Raw genomic sequence first — 23649 nt, 5'->3', positions numbered from 1 at the left:
AATAAGCCACGATGTGGATTGCTCAATTCCAGTGTCCCAAGCACAATCTTGCAAAAGGCCAGCATTGTTTGATGCCAGTCATCCGCAGTTGTAGATGAGCAGCCTATGGGAAGGATCCCAGCCATATGACAATGCAGATCGGAACCATGAACGCGAGCAGTGCAACACCCGGCAATATCCCGCTTCCAATACGTTCGGAACGGGTACTCGTCTTGGCCAGCTCGCTGGCTGTGATTGCCATCCTGAGTATCGTGACGTTCCTGCTGATCCGTGAACACGCCAGCGCCGAGCAGGCTGCAACGCGTGCCGCCAGCAACATCGTGCAACTGATCGACGCCGATGTGCTGCGCAATGTCGAACTGTATGATTTGTCGTTGCAAGGCCTTGTAGCAGCCGCAAAGCGCGACGACCTGAAGGACGTATCGCCGACGATCCGTCATCTCGCCTTGTTTGACCGCGCCACCGCCGCGCCTTACAAAGGCGACATACTGCTGCTCGACAAGCGCGGTGACGTGATTGCCGACTCCGCCTCGGTCCAGCCGCGCAGTGGCAATTACGCCGATCGGGAATATTTCCAGTCTCATGTCCAAGACCCGTCCCCGGGCATGATGATCAGTCGCCCCTTCCGCGGCCGAAGTGAACCGCACGACTGGCGCATCAGCTTCAGCTATCGCTTGAACGACGACCGTGGCGAATTCATAGGCGTGGCCGAGGCCGCGATGCGCTTGAACTATTTCAACCAACTGTTCAAAAGCCTGAACATCGGTCGCGGCGGAACGGTCAACCTGGTCAGCCGCGATGGCATCCTGCTGGCACAAGAACCGCCGCTGGCGGATGACATGATCGGCAAGGATTTCAGTAATCGGCCAAATTTCGTACGCATCCTGCGCGAAGGTGATGGCAGTTTCACCGGCACCTCCAGCGTGGACCAGGCACAACGCCTGTATACCTTTTCCCAGGTCGGTAACCTGCCGTTGATCGTAGTGGTCGCGCTTTCTTCGCAAGAGGTCTTCGCCTCCTGGCAACGTACGGCACTTCTGGTCAGTGGCGCCACTGGCGCACTGTGCATCAGCCTGCTCTGGCTCACTTGGCTGCTGCGCCGGGAATTGAAACGCCGCCGTAGCGCCGAGCGGGAGCTGGCTCAATTGGCGTCCGTCGATCCGCTGACCGGCCTCGCCAATCGTCGAACCCTGGACCACATGCTGCATTTGGAATGGCTACGCGCCCAGCGCTCCGGGCAACCGCTGTCAGTCCTGATGATCGACGCGGATCATTTCAAGGCGCTCAATGATCGCCTCGGCCATCAACGGGGCGACGAGGCGTTGCGAAGCCTGGCTCAGTTGATTGGCGAGCATGTTCGTCGACCCGCCGACCTGGCGGCGCGCTACGGCGGTGAAGAGTTCTCGGTGGTATTGCCGGAAACCACGACGGCAGGTGCATTCACGATGGCGCAGAACATTCGCGAAGCCGTGGAACAGATACCTGGCGAGATGCCGATGACCGTCAGCATCGGCATCGCCACTTGGGCCCAGGGTCCCTACAACGAACTCGAGGAATTGCTGTTCGCCGCCGACAAGGCCCTTTACCAGGCCAAGGTCAGCGGGCGTAATCGGGTGGTATGCGCGATGTAAGGCGGCCAGAGGGCTGACTCAAACTCCGAAACCCGGCCATAAAAAAGGGCCACCCAAAGGCAGCCCTTAAAAAACTAGAGAGGTTTTTTGCTTACACGGCCGCGACAGGACGCATGTAAGAGATTGGTGCGGTGCTGGCGTCTTCGAAGGTCACGACTTCCCAAGCATCTTTCTGCTCAATCAACTTGCGCAGCAGCTGGTTGTTCAGTGCATGGCCGGACTTGAAGCCCTTGAACTCACCAATCAGGCTATTGCCCAGCAGATAGAGGTCACCGATTGCATCGAGGATCTTGTGCTTGACGAATTCGTCTTCATAACGAAGGCCGTCTTCGTTCAACACGCCATCGGAATCGACCACGATCGCGTTTTCAACACTGCCGCCAAGTGCGAGGTTGTGCTTGCGCAGGTACTCGATGTCACTCATGAAACCAAAGGTGCGGGCGCGACTGACTTCTTTTACGAACGAAGTGCTGGAGAAGTCCACGCTTGCACTCTGGGTGCGGTCACGGAAAACCGGGTGATCGAAATCGATCTCGAAGCTCACCTTGAAACCATCGAAAGGGACGAAAGTGGCGCGCTTGTCGCCGTCTTCCACTGTCACTTCCCGCAGGATGCGGATGAATTTCTTGGCCGCGTCCTGCTCTTCCAGGCCAGCCGATTGAATCAGGAATACGAAGGGTCCGGCACTGCCATCCATGATCGGGACTTCGGACGCGGAGAGCTCGACGTAGGCGTTATCGATGCCCAGGCCAGCCATGGCCGAGAGCAAATGCTCCACCGTGTCCACTTTGACGTCACCGTTGACCAGCGTGGTCGACATAGTGGTTTCACCAACGTTTTCCGCGCGAGCAGGAATCTGCACCACAGGGTCGAGGTCGGCACGACAAAACACGATGCCGGTGTCGACAGGCGCTGGCTTGAGGGTCAGGTAGACCTTCTCGCCGGAGTGCAGGCCGACACCTGTGGCACGGATAATATTCTTCAGGGTGCGTTGTTTAATCATGGCATGGGCCGCTTCAGCGCAAATTGCGAACTGGTATCAACAAAGGCTGGCGATGATAGCAGACCAGACCTTTGCTGAACACCAATCACCCGTATACCCCTGATACATTCCATCAATCGGCCTGACGACGCAGGAATGCCGGGATGTCCAGGTAATCCAGATCATCTTGCGGATTCATCTTCGCGGCAGTCGCAGCACCGGCCTGGGCCTGGTTGCGCATGACGGTCGGACGGTCCAGGTCACGGTAGTTGACCGCAGGCGCTTCCTGACGAGCGGCAGCCGGCTGCTGTGGCTGAGAGGCCATGGCAGTCTGCACGGTGTTGTCGATCACCTTCATCGGCTTCTCGATTTTCGCGCCCAGGCCAGTGGCAACCACGGTCACGTGCAGCTCGTCACGCATGTCCGGATCGATCACGGTGCCAACCTTGACCATCGCGTGGTCGGAAGCGAACGCCTCGATGATGCTACCCACGTCGGAGTACTCGCCCAGGGACAAGTCCGGACCGGCGGTAATGTTCACCAGGATGCCGCGGGCGCCCTGCAGGTTCACATCTTCGAGCAGCGGGTTGCGAATGGCCGCTTCGGTGGCTTCGCGCGCACGGTTCGGACCGCTGGCGCAGCCTGTGCCCATCATCGCCATGCCCATCTCGGACATCACGGTGCGGACGTCGGCGAAGTCGACGTTGATCATGCCCGGACGCTTGATGATGTCGGAGATACCGCGAACGGCACCGGCCAACACGTCATCGGCCTTGGCGAAAGCCGACAGCAGGCTTGCGTCCTTACCGAGGATGGTCAACAGCTTCTCGTTGGGGATGGTGATCAACGAGTCGACGCTTTCGCTCAGCGCGCGGATGCCTTCATCGGCGATCTGCATGCGCTTGCGGCCTTCGAACGGGAACGGACGGGTCACCACCGCAACGGTGAGGATGCCCATTTCCTTGGCCACTTCGGCAATGATCGGCGCTGCACCGGTACCGGTACCGCCGCCCATGCCCGTGGTGATGAACACCATGTTGGTGCCGGCCAGGACTTCAGCGATGCGCTCGCGATCTTCCAGGGCAGCCTGACGGCCAACCTCGGGATTCGCGCCGGCACCCAGGCCCTTGGTCACGCCGGTACCCAGTTGAAGGATGGTCCGCGCGCCGATGTTTTTCAGCGCTTGAGCATCGGTGTTGGCGCAGATGAACTCGACGCCTTCGATGTTGCTCTTGACCATGTGGTTGACAGCGTTGCCGCCGCCACCGCCGACACCGATTACCTTGATAACCGGGCTAGCGGGGATGTTGTCTACGAGTTCGAACATGTTCCCTCTCCTTACATTCTCTAGTTTTTTTCGCCTACTGCGTTTGCTGCGTCTTCCAGCGCCAAGCCTGAAACTTGCCGCTTGAAGCTTTGAAACTGTTTAGAAATTGCCTTTGACCCAAGCCTGGAGCCGCTCGAACAGCGGTGCCTTCGGCTCATCGCTGCTGTAGCTGTCGCGGCTGCCTATCCCCGAGAACGAAATCCCGTCGGATTGCTTCTGCAGGCCGTACATCAACAGGCCCACGCCGGTTGAATAGATCGGGTTGCGGACCACGTCATCCAGGCCCTTGACGCCGTGGGGCACGCCCAGGCGCACCGGCATATGGAAGATCTCCTCGGCCAGCTCGACCGCCCCTTCCATCTTCGACGTACCACCAGTCAGCACGATGCCGGCCGGAATCAGGTCTTCGTAGCCACTGCGACGCAGTTCGGCCTGGATCAGCGTGAACAGCTCGTCGTAGCGCGGCTCGACCACTTCGGCCAGGGCCTGGCGCGACAGTTCGCGTGGTGGACGGTCGCCGACGCTTGGCACCTTGATGGTTTCACCGGCACCGGCCAGTTTCGCCAGGGCGCAGGCGTAGCGGATCTTGATTTCCTCGGCGTACTGGGTCGGGGTGCGCAACGCCATGGCGATGTCGTTGGTGACCTGGTCGCCCGCAATCGGAATCACCGCCGTGTGGCGGATCGCGCCTTCGGTGAAGATTGCGATATCGGTGGTACCGCCGCCGATGTCCACCAGGCACACGCCCAGTTCTTTCTCGTCGTCGGTCAGCACCGAGTAGGCCGAGGCCAGTTGCTCGAGGATGATGTCGTCGATTTCCAGGCCACAGCGGCGCACGCATTTCTCGATGTTCTGCGCAGCGTTCACCGCACAGGTCACCACGTGGACCTTGGCTTCCAGGCGCACGCCGGACATGCCCAGGGGCTCGCGCACGCCTTCCTGGTTATCGATCACGTAGTCCTGCGGCAGGGTGTGCAGCACACGCTGGTCGGCCGGGATCGCCACGGCCTGGGCCGCGTCGAGTACGCGCTCGAGGTCGGCGGAGCTGACTTCACGGTCACGAATCGCCACGATGCCGTGGGAATTCAGGCTGCGGATGTGATTGCCCGCCACGCCGACGAATGCCGAGTGGATCCGGCAACCGGCCATCAGTTGCGCCTCTTCGATGGCGCGCTGGATCGATTGCACGGTGGACTCGATGTTCACCACCACGCCTTTTTTCAAGCCGCGGGACGGGTGCGTACCGATCCCGACGATGACCAGCGTGCCGTCGTCCGCGACTTCGCCTACCAGCGCCACCACCTTGGAAGTGCCGATATCGAGACCGACGATCATTTTCCCGCTTTGCACGTTTGCCATGGGTCCTGCCTCTTCTTAATTCTTCGCGACGGCGGGTTCGGCCGTCGTCGGCGCTACAGGTTCCCGCCAGCCAACAGCCAGGCCGTTGGCGTAGCGCAGATCGATGCGCGCAATGTTCGTAATCTGTTCTTTGAGCGTCTTGTCATAGATGGCGATGAAGCGGCGCATCTTTTCTACCAGGTTGCCGCGCCCGAGCAGCAGATCGATGCCCGGTCCCGAGCTGCCCGCGCCAGTGGTCAAAAACCAGCTGCCGCGCTCACGCAGTTCCAGGCGCGCGATGGAGAAGCCCAATGGCCGCAACATCTGGCTCAACACCTGGTATTGCTGCATCACTTGCTGCTGGGCCCGCTGTGGACCGAACAGTTGTGGCAAATGTTCATAATTGGCCAGTTCCCGTGGCGTAAACGCCTGGCCCTGGTTGTTCAGCAGCGACTCGTCGCCCCAACGGGCCACCGGCAATTGTTCTTCCAGGCGAATGGAGACCTGGTCAGGCCATACCCGCCGAACTTCGGCATGGGCGATCCAGGGCATCTGCTCCAGCTCCGTGCGCATGCCCGCCAGGTCGATGGTGAAGAAGCTCGACGCGACGAACGGGGCGATCCGCTGCTGCACCGCTTGCTGGCTGATATAACTCAGATCGCCCTGGACGTTGATCCGGGCAATCGGCCGGTCGGCATAAGGCAGCAACCGTTGCGCACCTTCATACGTACCGAACCCCAGCGCCACCAGCAGCACCGGCCAGAACAGGCTCTTGAGAAAACCAAAATTGGCTTTCGGCAGGCGCGCCGACATCGGCTCTTTGGCCACCATTCGGCTGGCACCCCGCGGCACCGGCTTGCGACCGGGTGCGGATGGCTGATGACGAAGCGATGCGCCCTGCATGGCTTAACCTCTTGGCTCTTGGTTGCCGACGCTGGCCGCCAGGATCGACAGCACCAGTTGCTGGAAATCCAGACCGGCGGCACGGGCCGCCATCGGCACCAGGCTGTGATCGGTCATGCCTGGGGCAGTATTCACTTCCAGGAACCAGAACTGCCCGTCAGCGTCCTGCATCACGTCCGCCCGGCCCCAACCGGCAATACCCAGCGCCTCACACGCCTTGGCGGTGAGGTCCATCAGTTCTTTTTCCTTGGCGGCATCCAGCCCGCACGGAATGCGGTACTGGGTATCGTTGGCGATGTACTTGGCGTCGTAGTCGTAGAACGTGTGAGGCGTGCCCAGGGCAATCGGGGGCAACACCTGGTCACGCAGGGTGGCGATGGTGAACTCCGGACCGGTGATCCATTGCTCGACCAACACTTGCGAATCGTAGGAACTGGCGTCCTTCCAGGCTGCGGTCAACTCAGGCAGCGAATTCACTTTCGCCATGCCGATACTTGAACCTTCATGGGCCGGTTTGACGATCAAAGGGAAGCCCAGTTCCGTCGCCGCCGAAATACAATCGGCCTCGGACGCGAGCACGGCGTGACGCGGCGTCGGAATCCCGAGACTGTGCCAGACCTGCTTGGTGCGCAGCTTGTCCATCGCCAGGGCGGACGCGAGGATGCCGCTGCCGGTGTAGGGGATGCCCAGGCATTCGAGCAGGCCCTGCATGCTGCCGTCTTCACCGCCGCGACCATGGAGAATAATGAACGCGCGATCGATCTTTTCGCTCAGCAGGCGCTGCAGGAAGTCATCGCCCACGTCGATGCCGAAGGCGTCGACGCCGGCGCTCTGCAGGGCTTGCAGCACGGCGTTGCCGGACTTGAGGGACACCTCGCGCTCGGCGCTCTTGCCACCGAACAGCACGGCAACGCGGCCGAAGGCTTTCGGCTCGAAGGTCGAGACCAGGTTGGCGTAGGCAGCAGTCATTTCAGTTTCCCCTCGCTGGAGGCCACGATGGCTCCGGCGAATAACGGACTATTCAACAGTTTCGGGGCCAGGCCACCGATGTCACCGGCACCCTGGCACAGCAGGATGTCGCCGGCGCGCAGCAACGGCTTGACCAGCGGCGCGAGGTCCACGCCGCGTTCGATGTAGATCGGGTCCAACTGGCCACGCTGACGGATGCTGTGGCACAACTGGCGGCTGTCGGCGCCGGGGATCGGCTCTTCGCCGGCCGGGTAGACTTCCATCAACAGCAGCACGTTGGCGTCGGCCAGGACCTGGACGAAATCGTCATACAGATCGCGGGTGCGGCTGTAGCGATGCGGCTGGTAGACCATCACCAGGCGCCGCTCCGGCCATCCGCCGCGCACGGCCTTGATTACCGCCGCGACTTCGGTCGGATGGTGGCCGTAGTCGTCCACCAGCATCACGTTGCCGCCGTCCACCGGCAGTTCGCCGTAGACCTGGAAGCGTCGGCCCACGCCCTGGAACCCGGACAGGCCCTGGACGATGGCCTCATCGCTGACGCCTTCGTCGGTGGCGATGCAAATAGTCGCCAAGGCGTTGAGCACGTTGTGGTTGCCGGGCATGTTCACTGACACATCCAACGGCTCGCGCTCAGGACGCAGCACGGTGAAGAACGTCTGCATGCCCTGCTGGCGCACGTTGATCGCGCGAACGTCGACGTCTTCGCCAAAACCGTAGGTCACGGTCGGACGCTTGATCAGCGGCAGGATTTCGCGCACCACCGGATCGTCCAGGCACACCACCGCCAGACCATAGAACGGCAGGTTGTGCAGGAACTCGACGAAGGTTTTCTTCAGTTTGTTGAAGTCGCCGTCGTAGGTCGCCATGTGGTCGGCGTCGATGTTGGTCACCACCGCCACCAGCGGTTGCAGGTGCAGGAAGCTCGCATCGCTCTCGTCGGCTTCAGCAATCAGGTAACGGCTGGTGCCCAGTTGGGCATTGGTGCCTGCGGCATTCAGGCGGCCACCGATCACAAACGTCGGGTCCAGGCCACCGGCCGCGAACACCGAGGCGATCAGGCTGGTGGTGGTGGTCTTGCCGTGGGTGCCGGCGACGGCGATGCCGTGGCGATAGCGCATCAGCTCGGCGAGCATTTCGGCACGCGGCACCACGGGGATACGGCGCTCCAGGGCAGTGGCGACTTCCGGGTTGGAAGTGTTCACGGCGCTGGACACTACCAGCACGTCGGCATTGGCGGCGTTCTCGGCACGGTGACCGATAAAGATTTGCGCACCGAAGGACTCCAGGCGCTCGGTGACCGGGGAAGCCTTCAGGTCGGAACCCGAAACCTGGTAACCCAGGTTCAGCAACACCTCGGCGATCCCGCACATACCCACGCCGCCGATACCGACGAAGTGGATGCGGCGGATGCGGCGCATTTCCGGTTGCGGCATGGCTTTGCGATTCTCAACCATGGGCCACCTCCAGGCAGGTATCGACCACTTGGGCCGTGGCATCGGGTTTGGCCAGGCGGCGCGCGGCGCGGGCCATGTCTTCAAGTCGTTGCGGCTGCATCAAAACCTCTGTCAGGCGGGCGGCAAGATCCGCGGCGCCAGTCGTTCTTTGCGGCATCAGGAAGGCAGCGCCTTCACGGGCCAAATAATCGGCGTTACGGGTCTGGTGATCGTCGATGGCGTGGGGCAAAGGCACCAGCATCGAGGGCAGACCGGCGGCAGCCAGTTCACTGATGGTCAGCGCGCCTGCGCGGCAGATCACCAGGTCGGCCCAGCCATAGGCTTGGGCCATGTCTTTGATGAAAGGCTGCACTTGCGCCTCGACGCCTGCGGCGCGGTAGCGCTCGGCGGTGACTTCATCGTGGTTTTTACCGGCCTGGTGAAACACCTCGGGCCGCAGTTCGGGAGCGACCTGCGACAAGGCTTCGGGCAGCAATTTGTTCAACGGTTCTGCCCCCAGGCTTCCGCCCAGGATCAGCAAACGCGCCTTGCGTCCGGCCAGGGCCGGGCGCGGTGCATCGAGGAACAGCTCGGTACGCACCGGATTACCGGTGGTGCGGCGGCTGCCCGACAGGGTAAAGGTGTCGGGAAAGGCTTCACAGACCCGAGCGGCCAACGGCACCAGTAACCGATTGGCGGTACCGGCGACGGCGTTCTGCTCGTGGACAATCACCGGCACACCGGCCAGTTTTGCGGCAACGCCGCCAGGGCCGGTCACATAACCACCAAAACCGACCACGCACACCGGCCGCAGCCGACGAATGATCGCCCGCGCCTGCCAGACCGACTTGAGCAGCATCAGCGGCGCCTTGAGCAGCGACAGCTTGCCCTTGCCGCGAAGGCCACTGGCATTGATCCGATGCAACTCCAGGCCGGCGGCTGGCACCAGTTCGTTTTCGATGCCCCGTGGCGTACCCAGCCAGTGCACGGTGTAGCCGCGTGCCTGGAACTCCCGGGCACAGGCCAGCGCCGGGAACACATGTCCACCGGTACCGCCCGCCATGATCAGCACATTAGCGCCCATGAGTCGGCTCCTCGGCGAAGTCGCTCTCCTGGAATTCCATCTCTTCGCTGCCCAGGTGAGTTCGACTCTCCCATTCGATGCGCAGCAACAGGCCGAGACAGGCACAGCAGATCACCAGGGAGCTGCCGCCATAACTGAGGAACGGCAGCGTCAGGCCCTTGGTCGGCAACAGGCCGACGTTCACACCGATGTTGATCAGGAACTGGCCGATCCACAGGAACGACAAGCCATACGCCACGTAGGCGGCAAAGAACTGCTTGGCCTTCTCGGCCCACAAGCCGATGTACATGCCGCGCACACAGACGAACACGAACAGCGCGACCGTGCACAGGGAGCCCACCACACCCAGTTCTTCGGCCAGTACCGAGAACACGAAGTCGGTGTGCGCTTCCGGCAGGTAGAACTGCTTCTGGACGCTGTTGCCCAAGCCCACGCCCAGCCACTCGCCGCGACCGAAGGCAATCAGTGCCTGGGTCAATTGATAGCCGGAACCGAACTGGTCGGCCCACGGATCGGTAAAGGTGATCAGGCGCGCCATCCGATACGGTTGGGCTTGCACCAGCACCGTCACCGCTGCTACCGCCAGCACGACCATCAAGGTGAAACGGAACAGCCCGACACCGCCCAGGAACAGCATCGCCGCCGCCGCGCCCATCATCACCACCGTGGCGCCGAAGTCCGGTTCCATCAGCAGCAGGCCCGCCATCGGCAGCAATACAACGAACGGTTTGAAGAAACCCATCCAGCTCTCGCGTACTTCTTTCTGGCGACGCACCAGGTAACCGGCGAGGTAGATCACCACGAAAACCTTGGCGATCTCCGAAGGCTGGACGTTAAAGAAGCTGAAGCCGATCCAGCGCATCGAGCCGTTGACCTCGCGGCCGATCCCCGGCACCAACACCATGACCAGCAGGCCGAAGGCACCGAGCAGCATCAACCAGCCCAAGCGTTGCCAGGTGGCGATCGGCACCATCATGGTGACGATGCACGCGCCCAGGCCGATCACCAGGTAAATCAGGTGGCGGATCATGTGGTAAAGCGTGTTGCCCGACTGCACGGCGGCCACTTCCGACGATGCGGAGGTGATCATCACCAGGCCCAGGCCCAGCAATGCCAGGCAACCAGCGAGCATCGGGAAGTCCAGGTCGATACCGCGACCGGTGATCAGCGGCGACGGGTACGGCTTGATGATGTTCATCAGGTTCATGCCAAGTCCTCCGCCGCCTGGGCGAACAACTGCCCTCGCTCTTCGTAGTTCTTGAACATGTCGAAACTGGCGCAGGCCGGCGACAACAGCACGGCATCGCCCGGTTGAGCAAGGGCACGGCATTGCTGCACCGCCTCGTCCAGCGAAGCGACGCGTACCAGCGGCACGGCATCGCCCAACGCCTGGGCGATCAATTCGCGGTCGCGGCCCATCAGCACCACGGCGCGGCAGTTGGCGGCCACGGGGTCACGCAGGTCATTGAAGTCGGCGCCCTTGCCATCGCCACCGGCAATCAGCACGAGCTTGCCATCGATGTCCGCGCCCAAGCCTTCGATGGCCGCCAGCGCGGCACCGACGTTGGTGGCCTTCGAATCGTTGTACCAGGCCACGCCATCCAGATCGCGTACCCACTGGCAGCGGTGCTCAAGGCCGGCGAAATTGCGAAGGGCCGAAAGCATGGCATCGAACGGCAGCCCGACCGCGTGCCCCAGCGCCAGCGCGGCCAGGGCATTGGCCTGGTTGTGGGCGCCACGAATCTTCAATTCGCGCACCGGCATCAGGGCCTGGAATTCAAAGGCCAGGTATTTCTCGCCATTCTCTTCGCGCAACCCGAAGCCTTTGAAATCCGGGACACCGAGGCCGAAGGTCCAGCACGGTAGCCCTTCGCCCATCAACGGACGGGTCAACGCATCCTGGCGGTTGAACACCACTTGGCGGGCGCCGCGGAAAACCCGGTGTTTGGCCAGGTGATAAGCCGGCAGGCCGCTGTAGCGGTCCATGTGGTCTTCGCTGATGTTGAGCACAGTCGCCACTTCGGCGCCGAGATGGTCGGTGGTTTCAAGCTGGAAGCTCGACAGCTCCATGACGTACAGCTCGATGTCATCCCTGAGCAGATCCAGCGCCGGGGTACCGAGGTTACCGCCGACGGCGACGCGTTTGCCGGCCGCCGCAGCCATTTCACCGACCAGGGTGGTCACGGTGCTTTTCGCATTGGAGCCGGTGATGGCGACAATCGGCGCCTTCGCGTTACGCGCGAACAGCTCGATATCGCCGGACAGTTTTACGCCACGGGCAGCGGCAGCCTGCAGGGCCGGGGTCGCCAGCGCCAAGCCGGGGCTCACGTAGAGCTCATCGGCGCGGCACAGGAACTCGACGTCCAGCTCGCCACAACGCACGTCCACCTGCGGGTAGTCACGGCGCAGCGTGGCCAGCTCAGGCGGATTTTCCCGCGTATCGGCCACGGCAAACGACACGCCCCGGTTCGCCAGGAAGCGAACCAGGGACATGCCGCTCTTGCCGAGGCCGACAACGATGCGGAAGTGGTCAGAAGCGATCAGGGACACTCGTTCTACCTCAGCTTCAGGGTGGCAAGGCCGATCAGCACCAGAATCACGGTGATGATCCAGAAACGGACGATCACGCGTGGCTCGGGCCAGCCCTTGAGTTCAAAGTGGTGGTGGATCGGCGCCATGCGGAATACGCGGCGACCGGTCAATTTAAAGGAGGCAACCTGGATGACGACGGACAGCGTCTCCATCACGAACACACCGCCCATGATGAACAGGACGATTTCCTGGCGAACGATCACGGCGATGGTGCCCAGGGCCGCGCCCAGCGCCAGCGCGCCGACGTCGCCCATGAAGACTTGCGCCGGATAGGTGTTGAACCACAGGAAGCCCAGGCCGGCACCGATCAGCGCGCCGCAGAATACGATCAGTTCGCCCGCGCCCGGCACATAAGGAATCAGCAGGTATTCAGCGAACTTCACGTTACCCGACAGGTAGCAGAAGATCCCCAAGGCGCCGCCGACCATGACCGTAGGCATGATCGCCAGGCCGTCGAGGCCGTCGGTGAGGTTGACCGCGTTGCTCGAACCGACGATTACCAGGTAGGTCAGCACGATGAAACCTGCGCCCAGCGGAATACTGTAGTCCTTGAGCATCGGCAGGATCAGGGTGGTTTCCACCGGCGAGGCGGCGGTCATATAAAGGAAGATCGCAGCGCCGAGGCCGAACACCGACTGCCAGAAATACTTCCAGCGGCTTGGCAGCCCACGGGAGTTCTTTTCGATGACCTTGCGGTAGTCGTCGACCCAACCGATGGCGCCGAAGAACAAGGTCACCAGCAGCACGACCCAGACGTAACGGTTCGCCAGGTCGGCCCAGAGCAAGGTGCTGATGCCGATGGACGACAGGATCAGCGCGCCGCCCATGGTCGGGGTGCCGGACTTGGACAGGTGCGACTGCGGGCCGTCGTTACGGACCGATTGGCCGATCTGCAGGTTCTGCAGGGTGCGGATCATCCACGGGCCCAGGAACAGCGACAACGACAGCGCGGTCAGCACACCCAGGATCCCGCGCAGGGTCAGGTACTGGAAGACCGCGAAGCCTTTGTGGAACTGTTGCAGGTACTCCGCTAGCAGCAGCAGCATTAATGTTTCTCCATACGGGTGCCGCACAAAGCCGCGACGACGTTTTCCATCGCCGCACTGCGTGAGCCCTTGATCAATAAGGTGGTGTTCGGGTCTTGCTCGGCACCCAGGGCCTGGATCAGCTCGGCCTGGGTCGTGAAATGCTGTGCTTGCTCGCCAAACGCCGCGACCGCATGGGCCATCATCGGGCCGACGGCATACAGCGCATCGACCTTGCCACGCGCATACGCGCCGACGTCGTGATGGCCTTGCTGCGCCCACTCGCCCAATTCACCGATATCGCCGAGCACCAGCACGGTACGACCGGAGAAACCGGAGAGGATATCCACGGCCGCGCACATCGAGGTCGGGTTGGCGTTGTAAGTGTCGTCAATGACGCGCATGCCGTTGCTGGCCAGTTGCGCGACGGAGCGCCCCTTGACCGGTTGCACCGCGTTCAACCCGGCGACAATGCCCGGCAGCGATACACCCAGCGCATGGGCGGCGGCCGCGGCGGCCAGGGCATTGGCAACGTTATGGGTGCCCAGCAGGTTCAACTGCACGCGCTCTGCCCCGTCCGGGCTATGCAGGTTGAAGGCCGGGCAACCGCGGGCATCGCGATCCAGGTCGCTGGCATAGAAATTCGCGGCGAGGTTGCTCAGGGCAAAGGTCAGCACCTTGCGCTCGCCCGCCCGGGCTTTCCAGATTTCGAAGGCTTTGTCATCGAGATTCAGTACGGCGACGCCATTGGCATCCAGCCCTTCGATGATCTCGCCCTTGGCCTCGACGATTTTTTCCGGGCCGCCGAACTCGCCGACATGGGCGGTCCCGGCGTTGTTGAGCACCGCAACGTGGGGCTTGGTCATCGCCACGGTGTAGGCGATCTCGCCGAGCCGCGAAGCCCCCAGCTCGATGACGGCGGCGCTGTGCTCCGGTGCAAGTTCGAGCAAGGTCAGCGGCACGCCAAGGTCGTTGTTCAGGTTGCCACGGGTCGCCAGCACCGGACCGCGGGTGCGCAGGATGCTGGCAAGCATTTCCTTGACCGTGGTCTTGCCGCTGGAGCCGGTGATGGCCGCGACCGGGCTGGCAAACGCGGCACGGTTCAGCGCACCGAGCTGGCCCAGTGCCTGGCGGGTGTCGCTGACCAGCAGCTGGGGCAGCGTGCTGTTGGTCACTTCACGCTCGACCAGTGCCGCGACCGCGCCTTTGATCGCCACTTCGTTCAAATAGTCATGGCCGTCGAAACGCGGCCCGGCCAATGCGACGAACAATTGCCCCGGTGCGATCGCCCGGCTGTCGATGCTGACGCCATTGAAACTGGCGTCTGCGGCAACCAGGCGCGCATTCAGGGCGTTGGTCAGTTCGCTGAGTTTCCAGGCCTTAAGCATGGGCCACCTCCCATGCGGTCAATGCGTGATCGGCTTCCACCAGATCGGAGAACGGGTGGCGCTCGCCGTTGATTTCCTGGTAATCCTCGTGTCCCTTGCCAGCCAGGACGATGACATCGTCCGCCGAAGCACCGGCGATCAACTGGGCGATGGCCTGGCCGCGACCGGCGACAAAGGTGACGTTATCCACATCGGTAAAACCGGCGCGAATGTCGTCGAAAATCCGCAATGGGTCTTCACTGCGTGGGTTGTCGTCGGTCACCAGCACGCCGTCTGCCAGCCGCTCCACCACTTCGGCCATCAACGGGCGCTTGCCACGATCGCGATCGCCGCCGCAGCCGAACAGGCAGAGCAGCCGGCCCTTGGCGTGAGGACGCAACGCCGTGAGGACTTTTTCCAACGCGTCCGGGGTATGGGCGTAATCGACGACGACCAACGGTTGATGCCCGCCGCCCAGGCGCTGCATGCGTCCGGCCGGGCCTTCGAGTTTCGGCAGGACCTTGAGGATTTCATCGAGTGCATAATCCAGTCCGAGCAAGGCGCCGATGGCGGCCAATACGTTGCTCAGGTTGAAGCGGCCCAGCAAAGTGCTGCGCAAATGGTGTTCACCCTGGGGGGTGACCAACGTGGCGCGCACGCCTTCGTCGTCGAACTGTGCCTGGCGTATATAAAGGTAGGCGCTGGCGTCTTCGAGGCTGTAGGTGATCAACCGGGACTCGCGCTGCTCGGCGGCCAACTGCCGGCCGAACTCGTCATCGATATTAATGACCCGGCATTTCAGGTTGTTCCAGGCAAACAGCCTGGCCTTGGCCTCGCCGTAGGCCTGCATCGTGCCGTGGTAATCCAGGTGGTCACGGGACAGGTTCGTCAGCACGGCAACGTCGAATGCCAGCGCGGTGACGCGACCTTGATCGAGGCCATGGGAAGAGACTTCCATCGCAACGGCCTTGGCGCCGGCCTTCTTCAGGTCGGCCAGGGTCGCTTGCACGGCAATCGGGTCTGGCGTGGTGTGCAGCCCACTTTGCAGCGCGCCGTGGAAACCGTTGCCCAGTGTCCCGACGATGCCGCAATGCTGCCCGAGCAGGTCCAGCGCCTGGGCCACCAGTTGGGTAACGCTGGTCTTGCCGTTGGTGCCAGTCACGCCGATCAGGTTCAGGTGCCGGCTCGGTTCGCCATAAAAACGCCCTGCGATATCTGACAGCTGCGCCGCCAGGCCCTTGACTGGAATCAGCGGGACGTCGGTGATGGGCAGCACGGTTGCGCCGTTGACTTCATAGGCCACCGCGGCCGCACCGCGCTTCAAGGCGTCCGCGATGTGATCACGTCCGTCGACGCGAGCGCCCGGCACCGCCAGGAACAGATCCCCGGCACGCACGTCGCGACTGTCCAGCGCCAATTCGCGAATCAGCAGGTCATGACCGGCATGGGCAAAAATCTTGTTCAGGCTCAGGGACATCAGCCACGCCCTCCGTCGGCTTTCAAGGGAATGACCGGTGCGGTATTAGCCTGCTGGGTCGGCGGGAGGTTATCCGGGGTAATGTTCATCAGCCGCAGGGTGCCGGACATCACTTTGCTGAACACCGGCGCGGAAACCAGACCGCCGAAATAACCGGCCTTGCTCGGCTCATCGATGACCACCACGACGGCGTAGCGTGGGTCGCTCATCGGACCGAAGCCAGCAAACAGCGAGCGATAGGAGTTTTCGGCGTAACCCTTGGTGCCCACGGACGTCTTGCGCGCCGTACCGGACTTGCCGGCAACGTGGTAGGCCGGCACTTGGGCACGATAGACACCACGCGGCGCCTCGATCACCTGTTGCAGCATGCCTTGCATGGTCTTGGCGACGTCTTCCGGAATCACTTGGGTGGTTTGCGGCGCCTTGTCGGCCTTGATCAGGGTGAGCGGTGCAATCCGACCATTGTTGGCCAGCGCCGAGAAGGCATGGACAAGCTGGATCGCCGTCACGGAAACACCATAGCCATAGGACAGCGTGGCGGTTTCAGCCTTGCGCCATTCGCGATAGTTGGGCAGGTTGCCGACGCGCTCGCCCGGGAAGCCCAGGCCGGTGTCCTGGCCGAGGCCGATTTTCTGCGCCAGGCGATAGATCGCCTCGCCACCGATATCGAAGGCGATCTTGCTCATGCCCACGTTACTGGAATTGATCAGGATGCCGGTCAGGTCTAGCACCGGGCCTTCGGTCTTGGACACGTCACGGATGGTGTATTTGCCGATCTGCAGGGTCCCCGGGTACACCTCGACGGTGTCGCCCGGCTTCCAGCGCCCCGTTTCCAAGGCAGCGGCCATGGACACCGCCTTCATGGTCGAACCGGGCTCGAACACGTCGATCATCGCGCGGTTGCGCATCATCGCCGGTTGCAGGTTGCGGCGGTTGTTCGGGTTGTAGGTCGGCTGGTTGACCATGGCGAGGATCTCGCCGGTCTTCACGTCCATGATCACCAGGCTGCCGGCCTTGGCACCGTTCTCGACGATGGCATTGCGCAGCTCGCGGTTGGCCAGGTATTGCAGGCGCAGGTCAATGGACAACGCCAAGGGCTTTCCGGCCTTGGCGTTTTTGGTGACTTGGACATCCTTGATCAGCCGGCCGCGCCGGTCCTTGATGACCTGGCGCTTGCCGGCGACCCCGGCGAGCCATTCGTCATAGGCCAGTTCGACCCCTTCGCGCCCTCGATCATCGATGTCGGTAAAGCCGACCATGTGGGCAGTGACTTCACCAGCCGGGTAGAAACGCCGGAACTCCTCGATGCCGTAGACACCGGGCACCTTCAGGTCGAGCACGCTCTGGCCCTGTTCGGGCGTCAACCCGCGTACCAGGTAGATGAATTCTTTATTGGCCTGGGCTTCAAGCCGCTCGGCCAGCGCCTTGGGATCCTGCCCGAGAGCAGCAGCCAGTGCCGGCCACTTCTCCTTGGCCTGCTGCATTTCCTTGGCGTTCGCCCATAACGTCGTCACCGGCGTGCTCACGGCCAGGGGCTCGCCATTGCGGTCGGTGATCAGGCCACGGTGAGCAGGAATCGGAATATGACGCACACTGCGCGCATCGCCCTGCTCCTTGAGAAAGTCACGGTCGACGACCTGCAGGTCGATGATACGCCACGAAATCGCCGCCACCATGAGTCCGAGCAAGCCCAGGACCAGACGAAACCGCCACGGGAACAGTGCCCCTTCGAGTTTCATCATGGCGTCACCATCTGCACTTCGGCGGCGCCGGGGATGCGCATTTTCAGTTGTTCGGTGGCCAATACTTCGATGCGACTATGGGCGGTCCAGGTGCTCTGTTCCAGGATCAACCGGCCCCACTCGGCCTGCGCCTTGTCGCGCACGCTCAGCTCGCTATAAAGAGTGTTGAGCAACTGCCGATTCCAGTGCGCGCTATAAGACACGGCGATGGCCGAGACGAGCACGCCTACGAACAGCAGCAGCATGAAAAAGCTGCCGCCCGGCAGAGGCTTGGCGAAGAGCTTGCTCACCGCAACTTCTCCGCGACACGCATGACGGCGCTACGGGCGCGAGGGTTAGCCTTGAGTTCGGCTTCGGAGGCGAACTGCGCTTTGCCGTGGATCTTGATTTTCGGTACGAAAGCCTCGAAACGCACCGGCAGGTTGCGCGGCAGGTTATCGGTTTCGCCTTTGGTGAGCTTGCGCATGAACAGCTTGACGATGCGGTCTTCAAGGGAATGGAAGCTGATCACCACCAGCCGGCCGCCGATCTCCAGCGCCTCAAGGGCGGCCTCGAGACCCACTTCCAGATCGCCCAGTTCGTTATTGACGTGAATGCGCAAACCCTGGAAAGCGCGGGTCGCCGGGTTCTTGCCCTTTTCCCATGCAGGGTTGGCAACCTTCAACACTTCGGCCAGGTCGCCGGTACGCTCGAAGGGCTTGATGTCGCGACGCTCGACCACGGCACGGGCCATGCGGCCGGAGAAACGCTCTTCACCGTACTCCTTGAAGACGCGGGCGATTTCTTCCACTGGCGCGGTGTTGACGAATTCGGCGGCACTGACGCCGCGGGACGGGTCCATGCGCATGTCCAGCGGGCCGTCATTGAGGAAACTGAAGCCGCGCTCCGGATCATCCAGTTGCGGCGACGACACGCCCAGGTCGAGCAGCACGCCACTGACTTTGCCGGCGAGGCCACGCTCGGCGACTTCCGCACCCAACTCGGCAAAGCTGCGCTGCACAACGACAAAGCGGCCGTCTTCGGCCGCTAGCGCTTGCCCGGTGGCAATCGCTTGAGGATCCTTGTCGAACCCCAGCAACCGACCGTCCGGCCCAAGCTGGCTGAGGATCAGCCGACTGTGTCCGCCACGCCCGAACGTGCCGTCCAGATAGCAACCATCAGGGCGTACGGCGAGAGCCTCGACGGCCTCGTCAAGCAGTACGGTGATGTGGTTAAAGCCGCTATCAATAGTCACAGGATCAAATCACGCAGTTCATCAGGCATGGCGCCCGGTTGTTGAATAGCAGCGAGGTCAGCGGCAGAAACCGCATTCCAGGCATCTTCGTCCCACAGTTGGAACTTGTTCAGTTGGCCGACCAGCATCGCGCGCTTATCCAGCTTGGCGTACTCGCGCAGGCGCGGCGGCACCAGGAAACGACCGCTGCCGTCGAGCTCGAGATCGACGGCATTACCAATCAGCAAGCGTTGCAGACGGCGGTTTTCTTCACGCAGCGAAGGCAAGGCGCGCAGCTTGGTTTCGATGATTTCCCACTCATCCAGCGGGTAAACGCACAAACATGGGTCAACAGCGTCGATCGTGACGATTAACTGCCCGGAACTTCGCGAAACGAGCTCGTCACGATACCGGCTGGGCATGGCGAGCCGGCCTTTTGCATCGAGACTGATAGCGTTAGCTCCTCGAAACACGTCAGCGTTTCTCCACTTTTTTGCGTTTTACCTTCAAAAAAACCCACTTCGTGCCACTTTCCGCCACTTGCGCACACTATAGGAATGCGCCCACCGCACCGTCAAGGCGCGGGATGAAGGAAAAGCCTTATAGATCGGAGATTTAGGAGCGTTTCAGGAGAGGTAACAAGAATCTGGCGTAGGAAATTTCGCTCCAACCTGAGGCAACACAGGGGACTGCGCGCACAAGTTAAAGTGATTTGTTAAGAGTAAGATTTTTTTGGTATTAGGAACTGCGTCTGCCTGTGATTCCGGCAGGGAGGGGGAAAGGTGGAGAGTCGATCTGTAAGCCGGGTTCTGTCTTGAACAGTCATTCGTCTACGATGGCCATCACTGGACATCTTTAGCAACCTACCCGGTCCCAGCGCGGGCCACGCCTTGGGACCCTATTTGGTCTTGCTCCAAGTGGGGTTTACCTAGCCACGAACTGTTGCCAGCCGTGCGGTGCGCTCTTACCGCACCTTTTCACCCTTACCGGCACCGAAGCGCTTAGGCGGTTATTTTCTGTGGCACTTTCCGTAGGCTCACGCCTCCCAGGCATTACCTGGCACTTCGCCCTATGGAGCCCGGACTTTCCTCCCCCCCCTAATTTTCATAGAGGGCAGCGACTGTCCGATCGACTCTCCGCCGCGAAGGTTAACGGTAGAGCGCCTCAAGAACAAGCGATAAAAGCCCCTGGCCAGCCTGACGCCCCGGTTTCATTGGCCCTTCTGTTTTTCCAACGCGACCTGATACAGCACATTCTTGCGCTCGCCAGTGATCTGCGCGGCAAGGGCTGCGGCGCGCTTGAGGGGCATCTCCTCCAGTAACAGATCAAGTACGCGCATTGCCTCGCTGCTGACCGCATCTTCGTTTTCAGGCGGCGTCCAACCCGCCACCAGCACGACACATTCGCCACGCTGCTGATTGCTGTCGCTCTCGACGAAGGCACGCAGGTCTACCAATGGCAAGCCCTTGAGGGTTTCAAACGTCTTGGTCAACTCACGGGCCAGCAACGCCTGGCGCCCGGGACCGAACACCTGCTCCATGTCTTGCAGGCACTCCAGTATGCGGTGCGGCGCCTCATAGAAAATCAGTGTACGAGGCTCTTCCTTTATAGCTTCCAGACGCGCTCGCCGCCCCACCGCCTTGGCCGGCAAGAAACCTTCGAAAATGAAACGATCGGACGGCAAGCCGGCCGCCGACAGCGCCGCGATCAACGCGCAAGCCCCCGGCACCGGCACCACATTGATGCCGGCAGCGCGGGCTTGGCGCACCAGGTGATAACCCGGGTCGGAAATCAGCGGCGTGCCGGCATCGGAAATCAGCGCCACGTTATCGCCTGCCAACAGCCGGGTGATGAACCGACTGCCTTCATCCCGCTCATTATGCTCGTGGCACGCCGCCAACGGCGTGGAAATCCCGAAATGCTGCAGCAGCCGCTGGGAATGGCGCGTGTCTTCGGCGGCGATAAGAGCCACCTCCCTCAGGATTTTCAGCGCACGGGCGCTGATATCGTCCAGGTTGCCGATGGGCGTCGCCACCACGTAAAGCGAGCCTGCAGCGGAATTCGAAGCACCTGGAACAGTCAAAACACACACCTCATGGTCGGTAAAGAACGGCATTGTAGCGCGTGCCGCCATTCTCAGCCGTTCACATTAGCACTTGTAGCGAGAGACCTCGTCCCCTTGCCACATGGGTCAAAGCACACCTTCGGTGCTGCGCCGCACTCTTTGAAATATCTAAATCAATCGATTCGCACCAGTAACATCGCGCCCCGGCCAGTGCTTGGGTACAATTCGACGCTAATTTGATCTCGTATCAGGAACACTTACATGATCGCTTGCCTGCGGCTGCTCTCCGCCCTCTGCCTCGCTGCCCTCCTGGCGGCTTGCGCCAGCTCGCCTTCGTCCAGCCTTGGCGAACTCCCACGGACCCCGGATGCCAGTATCGAGCAACTGCTCGAACAGGCCACCCAAAGCAAAACACCGGAAAAAGCCGCCCTGTTGCGTCTGACCGCCGCAGACCTGGCGTACCGCCAGGGCAATGCCGGCCAGTCCGCACAGATCCTGCAGCAGGTGCCGATGGAGCAACTCAAGCCCGGCCAGCAGATTTTCGCCAGCACGTTGTCGGCCGAACTGGCAATGACTCGCAATCAGCCCAAGGCGGCGCTGACGTCCCTCGGCCATCCGAGCCTGCAACACCTGAGCGAAATGCCAGTGGAACAGCAGGCCCGCACCGGCACCGTTCGCGCTCGCGCCCTTGAGGCAGATGGCCAGACGTTGGCCGCTGCCAAGGAACGGATTTTCATTGCCCCACTGCTGGAAGGCGAAGCCGCGGCGAAAAACCACGAAACGATCTGGTCTCTGATCGCCTCGCTGCCTACCGACCAACTGCAACCGACCACCACCGATGACCTCGGTGGCTGGCTGAGCCTGGCCAAGTCCGTGAAAACAGCCGGTACCTTGGAGCAACAACAGGCCGCCATCGACAGCTGGCGCGAACAGAACCCGAAACACCCTGCCGCGCAACAACTGCCGACTCCGCTGGTCAAGCTCAAGGAACTGGCAAGCCAGCCGCTCAGCAAAATCGCCTTGCTGCTGCCTCAAAATGGCCCGCTGGCTGCCGTTGCCAAAGCCCTGCGCGAAGGCTTCATGGCCGCGCACTACCAGGCCCAACAGGCCGGGCAGAAGCCACCAAGCATCCAGATCTATGACAGCGCCAGCCTGACCTCCATGGATGAGTTCTACCGCAAGGCCCAGGCCGACGGCGTACAGCTGGTGGTGGGCCCGCTGGAAAAACCACTGGTCAAGCAGATTGCCACTCGCCCACAGTTGCCGATCACCACCCTGGCGCTGAACTACAGCGAAGGCGAGCAAGGTCCTCCCCAACTGTTCCAGTTCGGCCTGGCCCCGGAAGATGAAGCCCGCGAAGTGTCCCGCCGCGCCCGCGCCGACGGCCTGCATCGCGCCGCCGCCATGGTGCCTAAAGGCGAATGGGGCGATCGTGTATTGAAAGCCTTCAGCCAGGACTGGCAAGCCAACGGCGGAACCATCGTTGCGATCGAGCGCGTTGACCAACCGGTGCAACTGGCCCAGCAGATCGCCGACATGTTCCAGCTGCGCCAGAGCGAAGGTCGCGCCAAGAGCCTGCAAAACACCGTAGGCACCGCGGTAGCGGCCCAGCCTTCGCGTCGCCAAGACATCGAGTTCATTTTCCTGGCATCGACGCCGCAGCAAGCCCAGCAGATCAAGCCGACCCTGAACTTCCAGTACGCTGGTGACGTACCGGTCTACGCCACGTCTTCAGTGTTCAGTGTCAGCGGCGACCAGAACCAATATAACGACATGAACGGTGTGCGTTTTTGCGAAACGCCGTGGCTGCTCGACGCCAACGACCCACTGCGCCAGCAAGTCACTGCACAATGGCCCCAGGCCGGTGGAAGCCTGGGCCGACTGTATGCGATGGGTGCCGACGCCTATCGACTCGCTCCGCGCCTCGGCCAGCTCAAGACATTGCCGGACAGTCGCATCGAAGGCTTGTCGGGTAGCCTGGCGATTTCGTCGACCCAACGCGTGCAACGTCAATTGCCGTGGGCCCAATTCGTCAATGGCCAGGTGCAGCGCCTGCCGGATACCCAGCGCTGATGCCCGACCGATCACACTTGCAAAGCGGAAAGGATGCCGAGGGCCAGGCCCTCGCGCATCTGCAGCAAAAGGGCTTGCGCTTGCTGGCGCAGAACTGGTTGTGTAAACGCGGCGAGCTGGATCTGGTCATGCTTGACGGCGATACAGTAGTATTCGTCGAAGTCCGCTACAGAAAAAATACCCAATGGGGCGGCGCGCTCGACAGCATCGACGAGCGCAAGCGCCAGAAGTTGATTTTCGCCGCGCAGTACTTTCTGCAACGCGAGTCTCGCTGGGCCGATTACCCCTGCCGCTTCGACGTGGTCGCCATCGACAGCAATGCCGACCAGTTGAATTGGCTGCAGAACGCCTTCGACAGTTGAACGCCCAGCCAAGCCGGACACCTTCATTTAACTTTTTTGCTCTTTGCTTTGCGCGCCGCACAT

20 protein-coding genes and 1 other RNA gene are annotated in these 23649 nt (G+C 61.9%); 3 read left to right on the top strand and 18 right to left on the bottom strand.

What is annotated here, in order from left to right:
* Positions 1-146: 146 nt before the first annotated feature.
* The gene (locus J3P79_RS05285; RefSeq protein ID WP_434611362.1) at positions 147-1631 is read left to right on the top strand and encodes a GGDEF domain-containing protein; all 1485 of its coding nucleotides are present in this window, start codon (positions 147-149) and stop codon (positions 1629-1631) included.
* A 91-nt stretch (positions 1632-1722) separates the two neighbouring features.
* On the opposite strand, the gene lpxC is transcribed toward J3P79_RS05285, so the two are convergent.
* From lpxC to rsmI, 18 genes are all read right to left on the bottom strand, one after another.
* Positions 1723-2634 carry a UDP-3-O-acyl-N-acetylglucosamine deacetylase gene (gene lpxC / locus J3P79_RS05280; RefSeq protein WP_011063304.1) on the bottom strand — a complete coding sequence of 304 codons (912 nt, stop codon included), beginning with the start codon at positions 2632-2634 and terminating at the stop codon, positions 1723-1725.
* Between the two features lie 112 nt (positions 2635-2746).
* Positions 2747-3940 carry a cell division protein FtsZ gene (gene ftsZ / locus J3P79_RS05275; protein WP_039591546.1) on the bottom strand — a complete coding sequence of 398 codons (1194 nt, stop codon included), beginning with the start codon at positions 3938-3940 and terminating at the stop codon, positions 2747-2749.
* Between the two features lie 99 nt (positions 3941-4039).
* Positions 4040-5299 carry a cell division protein FtsA gene (gene ftsA / locus J3P79_RS05270; RefSeq protein ID WP_003205342.1) on the bottom strand — a complete coding sequence of 420 codons (1260 nt, stop codon included), beginning with the start codon at positions 5297-5299 and terminating at the stop codon, positions 4040-4042.
* Between the two features lie 15 nt (positions 5300-5314).
* On the bottom strand, positions 5315-6181 hold the full coding sequence (locus tag J3P79_RS05265) for a cell division protein FtsQ/DivIB (RefSeq protein WP_434608717.1): 867 nt from the start codon (positions 6179-6181) through the stop codon (positions 5315-5317).
* A 3-nt stretch (positions 6182-6184) separates the two neighbouring features.
* Complete coding sequence (locus J3P79_RS05260; RefSeq protein WP_434608715.1) at positions 6185-7150, bottom strand: D-alanine--D-alanine ligase; 966 nt, start codon at positions 7148-7150, stop codon at positions 6185-6187.
* On the bottom strand, positions 7147-8607 hold the full coding sequence (gene murC, locus J3P79_RS05255) for a UDP-N-acetylmuramate--L-alanine ligase (RefSeq protein ID WP_434608713.1): 1461 nt from the start codon (positions 8605-8607) through the stop codon (positions 7147-7149). The genes J3P79_RS05260 and murC overlap by 4 nt, the downstream gene beginning before the upstream one ends.
* On the bottom strand, positions 8600-9670 hold the full coding sequence (murG, locus tag J3P79_RS05250; RefSeq protein ID WP_434608711.1) for an undecaprenyldiphospho-muramoylpentapeptide beta-N-acetylglucosaminyltransferase: 1071 nt from the start codon (positions 9668-9670) through the stop codon (positions 8600-8602). Before murG ends, murC begins: the two co-directional genes overlap by 8 nt.
* Positions 9660-10877 carry a putative lipid II flippase FtsW gene (gene ftsW / locus J3P79_RS05245; protein ID WP_434608709.1) on the bottom strand — a complete coding sequence of 406 codons (1218 nt, stop codon included), beginning with the start codon at positions 10875-10877 and terminating at the stop codon, positions 9660-9662. The genes murG and ftsW overlap by 11 nt, the downstream gene beginning before the upstream one ends.
* Positions 10874-12220, bottom strand: a complete 1347-nt coding sequence (murD, locus tag J3P79_RS05240; RefSeq protein WP_434608707.1) for a UDP-N-acetylmuramoyl-L-alanine--D-glutamate ligase — start codon at positions 12218-12220, stop codon at positions 10874-10876. The genes ftsW and murD overlap by 4 nt, the downstream gene beginning before the upstream one ends.
* 5 nt (positions 12221-12225) lie before the next feature.
* On the bottom strand, positions 12226-13308 hold the full coding sequence (mraY, locus tag J3P79_RS05235; protein ID WP_053124966.1) for a phospho-N-acetylmuramoyl-pentapeptide-transferase: 1083 nt from the start codon (positions 13306-13308) through the stop codon (positions 12226-12228).
* Positions 13308-14675 carry a UDP-N-acetylmuramoyl-tripeptide--D-alanyl-D-alanine ligase gene (locus tag J3P79_RS05230; protein ID WP_434608705.1) on the bottom strand — a complete coding sequence of 456 codons (1368 nt, stop codon included), beginning with the start codon at positions 14673-14675 and terminating at the stop codon, positions 13308-13310. Before J3P79_RS05230 ends, mraY begins: the two co-directional genes overlap by 1 nt.
* Complete coding sequence (locus tag J3P79_RS05225; protein WP_434608703.1) at positions 14668-16131, bottom strand: UDP-N-acetylmuramoyl-L-alanyl-D-glutamate--2,6-diaminopimelate ligase; 1464 nt, start codon at positions 16129-16131, stop codon at positions 14668-14670. The genes J3P79_RS05230 and J3P79_RS05225 overlap by 8 nt, the downstream gene beginning before the upstream one ends.
* On the bottom strand, positions 16131-17870 hold the full coding sequence (locus tag J3P79_RS05220) for a peptidoglycan D,D-transpeptidase FtsI family protein (protein WP_434611360.1): 1740 nt from the start codon (positions 17868-17870) through the stop codon (positions 16131-16133). The genes J3P79_RS05225 and J3P79_RS05220 overlap by 1 nt, the downstream gene beginning before the upstream one ends.
* On the bottom strand, positions 17870-18163 hold the full coding sequence (gene ftsL, locus J3P79_RS05215; RefSeq protein WP_434608700.1) for a cell division protein FtsL: 294 nt from the start codon (positions 18161-18163) through the stop codon (positions 17870-17872). The genes J3P79_RS05220 and ftsL overlap by 1 nt, the downstream gene beginning before the upstream one ends.
* Positions 18160-19107, bottom strand: coding sequence for a 16S rRNA (cytosine(1402)-N(4))-methyltransferase RsmH (gene rsmH, locus J3P79_RS05210; protein WP_434608698.1), 948 nt, complete (start codon positions 19105-19107; stop codon positions 18160-18162). The genes ftsL and rsmH overlap by 4 nt, the downstream gene beginning before the upstream one ends.
* A complete protein-coding gene (gene mraZ / locus J3P79_RS05205; RefSeq protein WP_003205355.1) occupies positions 19104-19559 on the bottom strand; it encodes a division/cell wall cluster transcriptional repressor MraZ in 456 nt (151 codons plus the stop codon). Before mraZ ends, rsmH begins: the two co-directional genes overlap by 4 nt.
* A 309-nt stretch (positions 19560-19868) precedes the next feature.
* Positions 19869-20222, bottom strand: an RNA gene (gene rnpB / locus J3P79_RS05200) — RNase P RNA component class A.
* Positions 20223-20296: 74 nt separating this feature from the next.
* Positions 20297-21202: a 16S rRNA (cytidine(1402)-2'-O)-methyltransferase gene (rsmI, locus tag J3P79_RS05195; protein ID WP_434608696.1), complete on the bottom strand. Its 906-nt coding sequence runs from the start codon at positions 21200-21202 to the stop codon at positions 20297-20299.
* Positions 21203-21412: 210 nt separating this feature from the next.
* On the opposite strand from rsmI, the gene J3P79_RS05190 reads away from it, so the two are divergent.
* Together J3P79_RS05190 and J3P79_RS05185 are read left to right on the top strand one after the other, a co-directional pair.
* Positions 21413-23224: a penicillin-binding protein activator gene (locus J3P79_RS05190; protein ID WP_434608695.1), complete on the top strand. Its 1812-nt coding sequence runs from the start codon at positions 21413-21415 to the stop codon at positions 23222-23224.
* A complete protein-coding gene (locus J3P79_RS05185; protein ID WP_434608693.1) occupies positions 23224-23586 on the top strand; it encodes a YraN family protein in 363 nt (120 codons plus the stop codon). Before J3P79_RS05190 ends, J3P79_RS05185 begins: the two co-directional genes overlap by 1 nt.
* Positions 23587-23649 lie beyond the last annotated feature (63 nt).

It is taken from the genome of Pseudomonas sp. R1-7, from assembly GCF_051132105.1.
Classification (GTDB): Bacteria; Pseudomonadota; Gammaproteobacteria; order Pseudomonadales; family Pseudomonadaceae; genus Aquipseudomonas.
The sequence above is the reverse complement of the archived record's forward strand: the minus strand, read 5'-3'. Positions and strand labels throughout refer to the sequence as shown.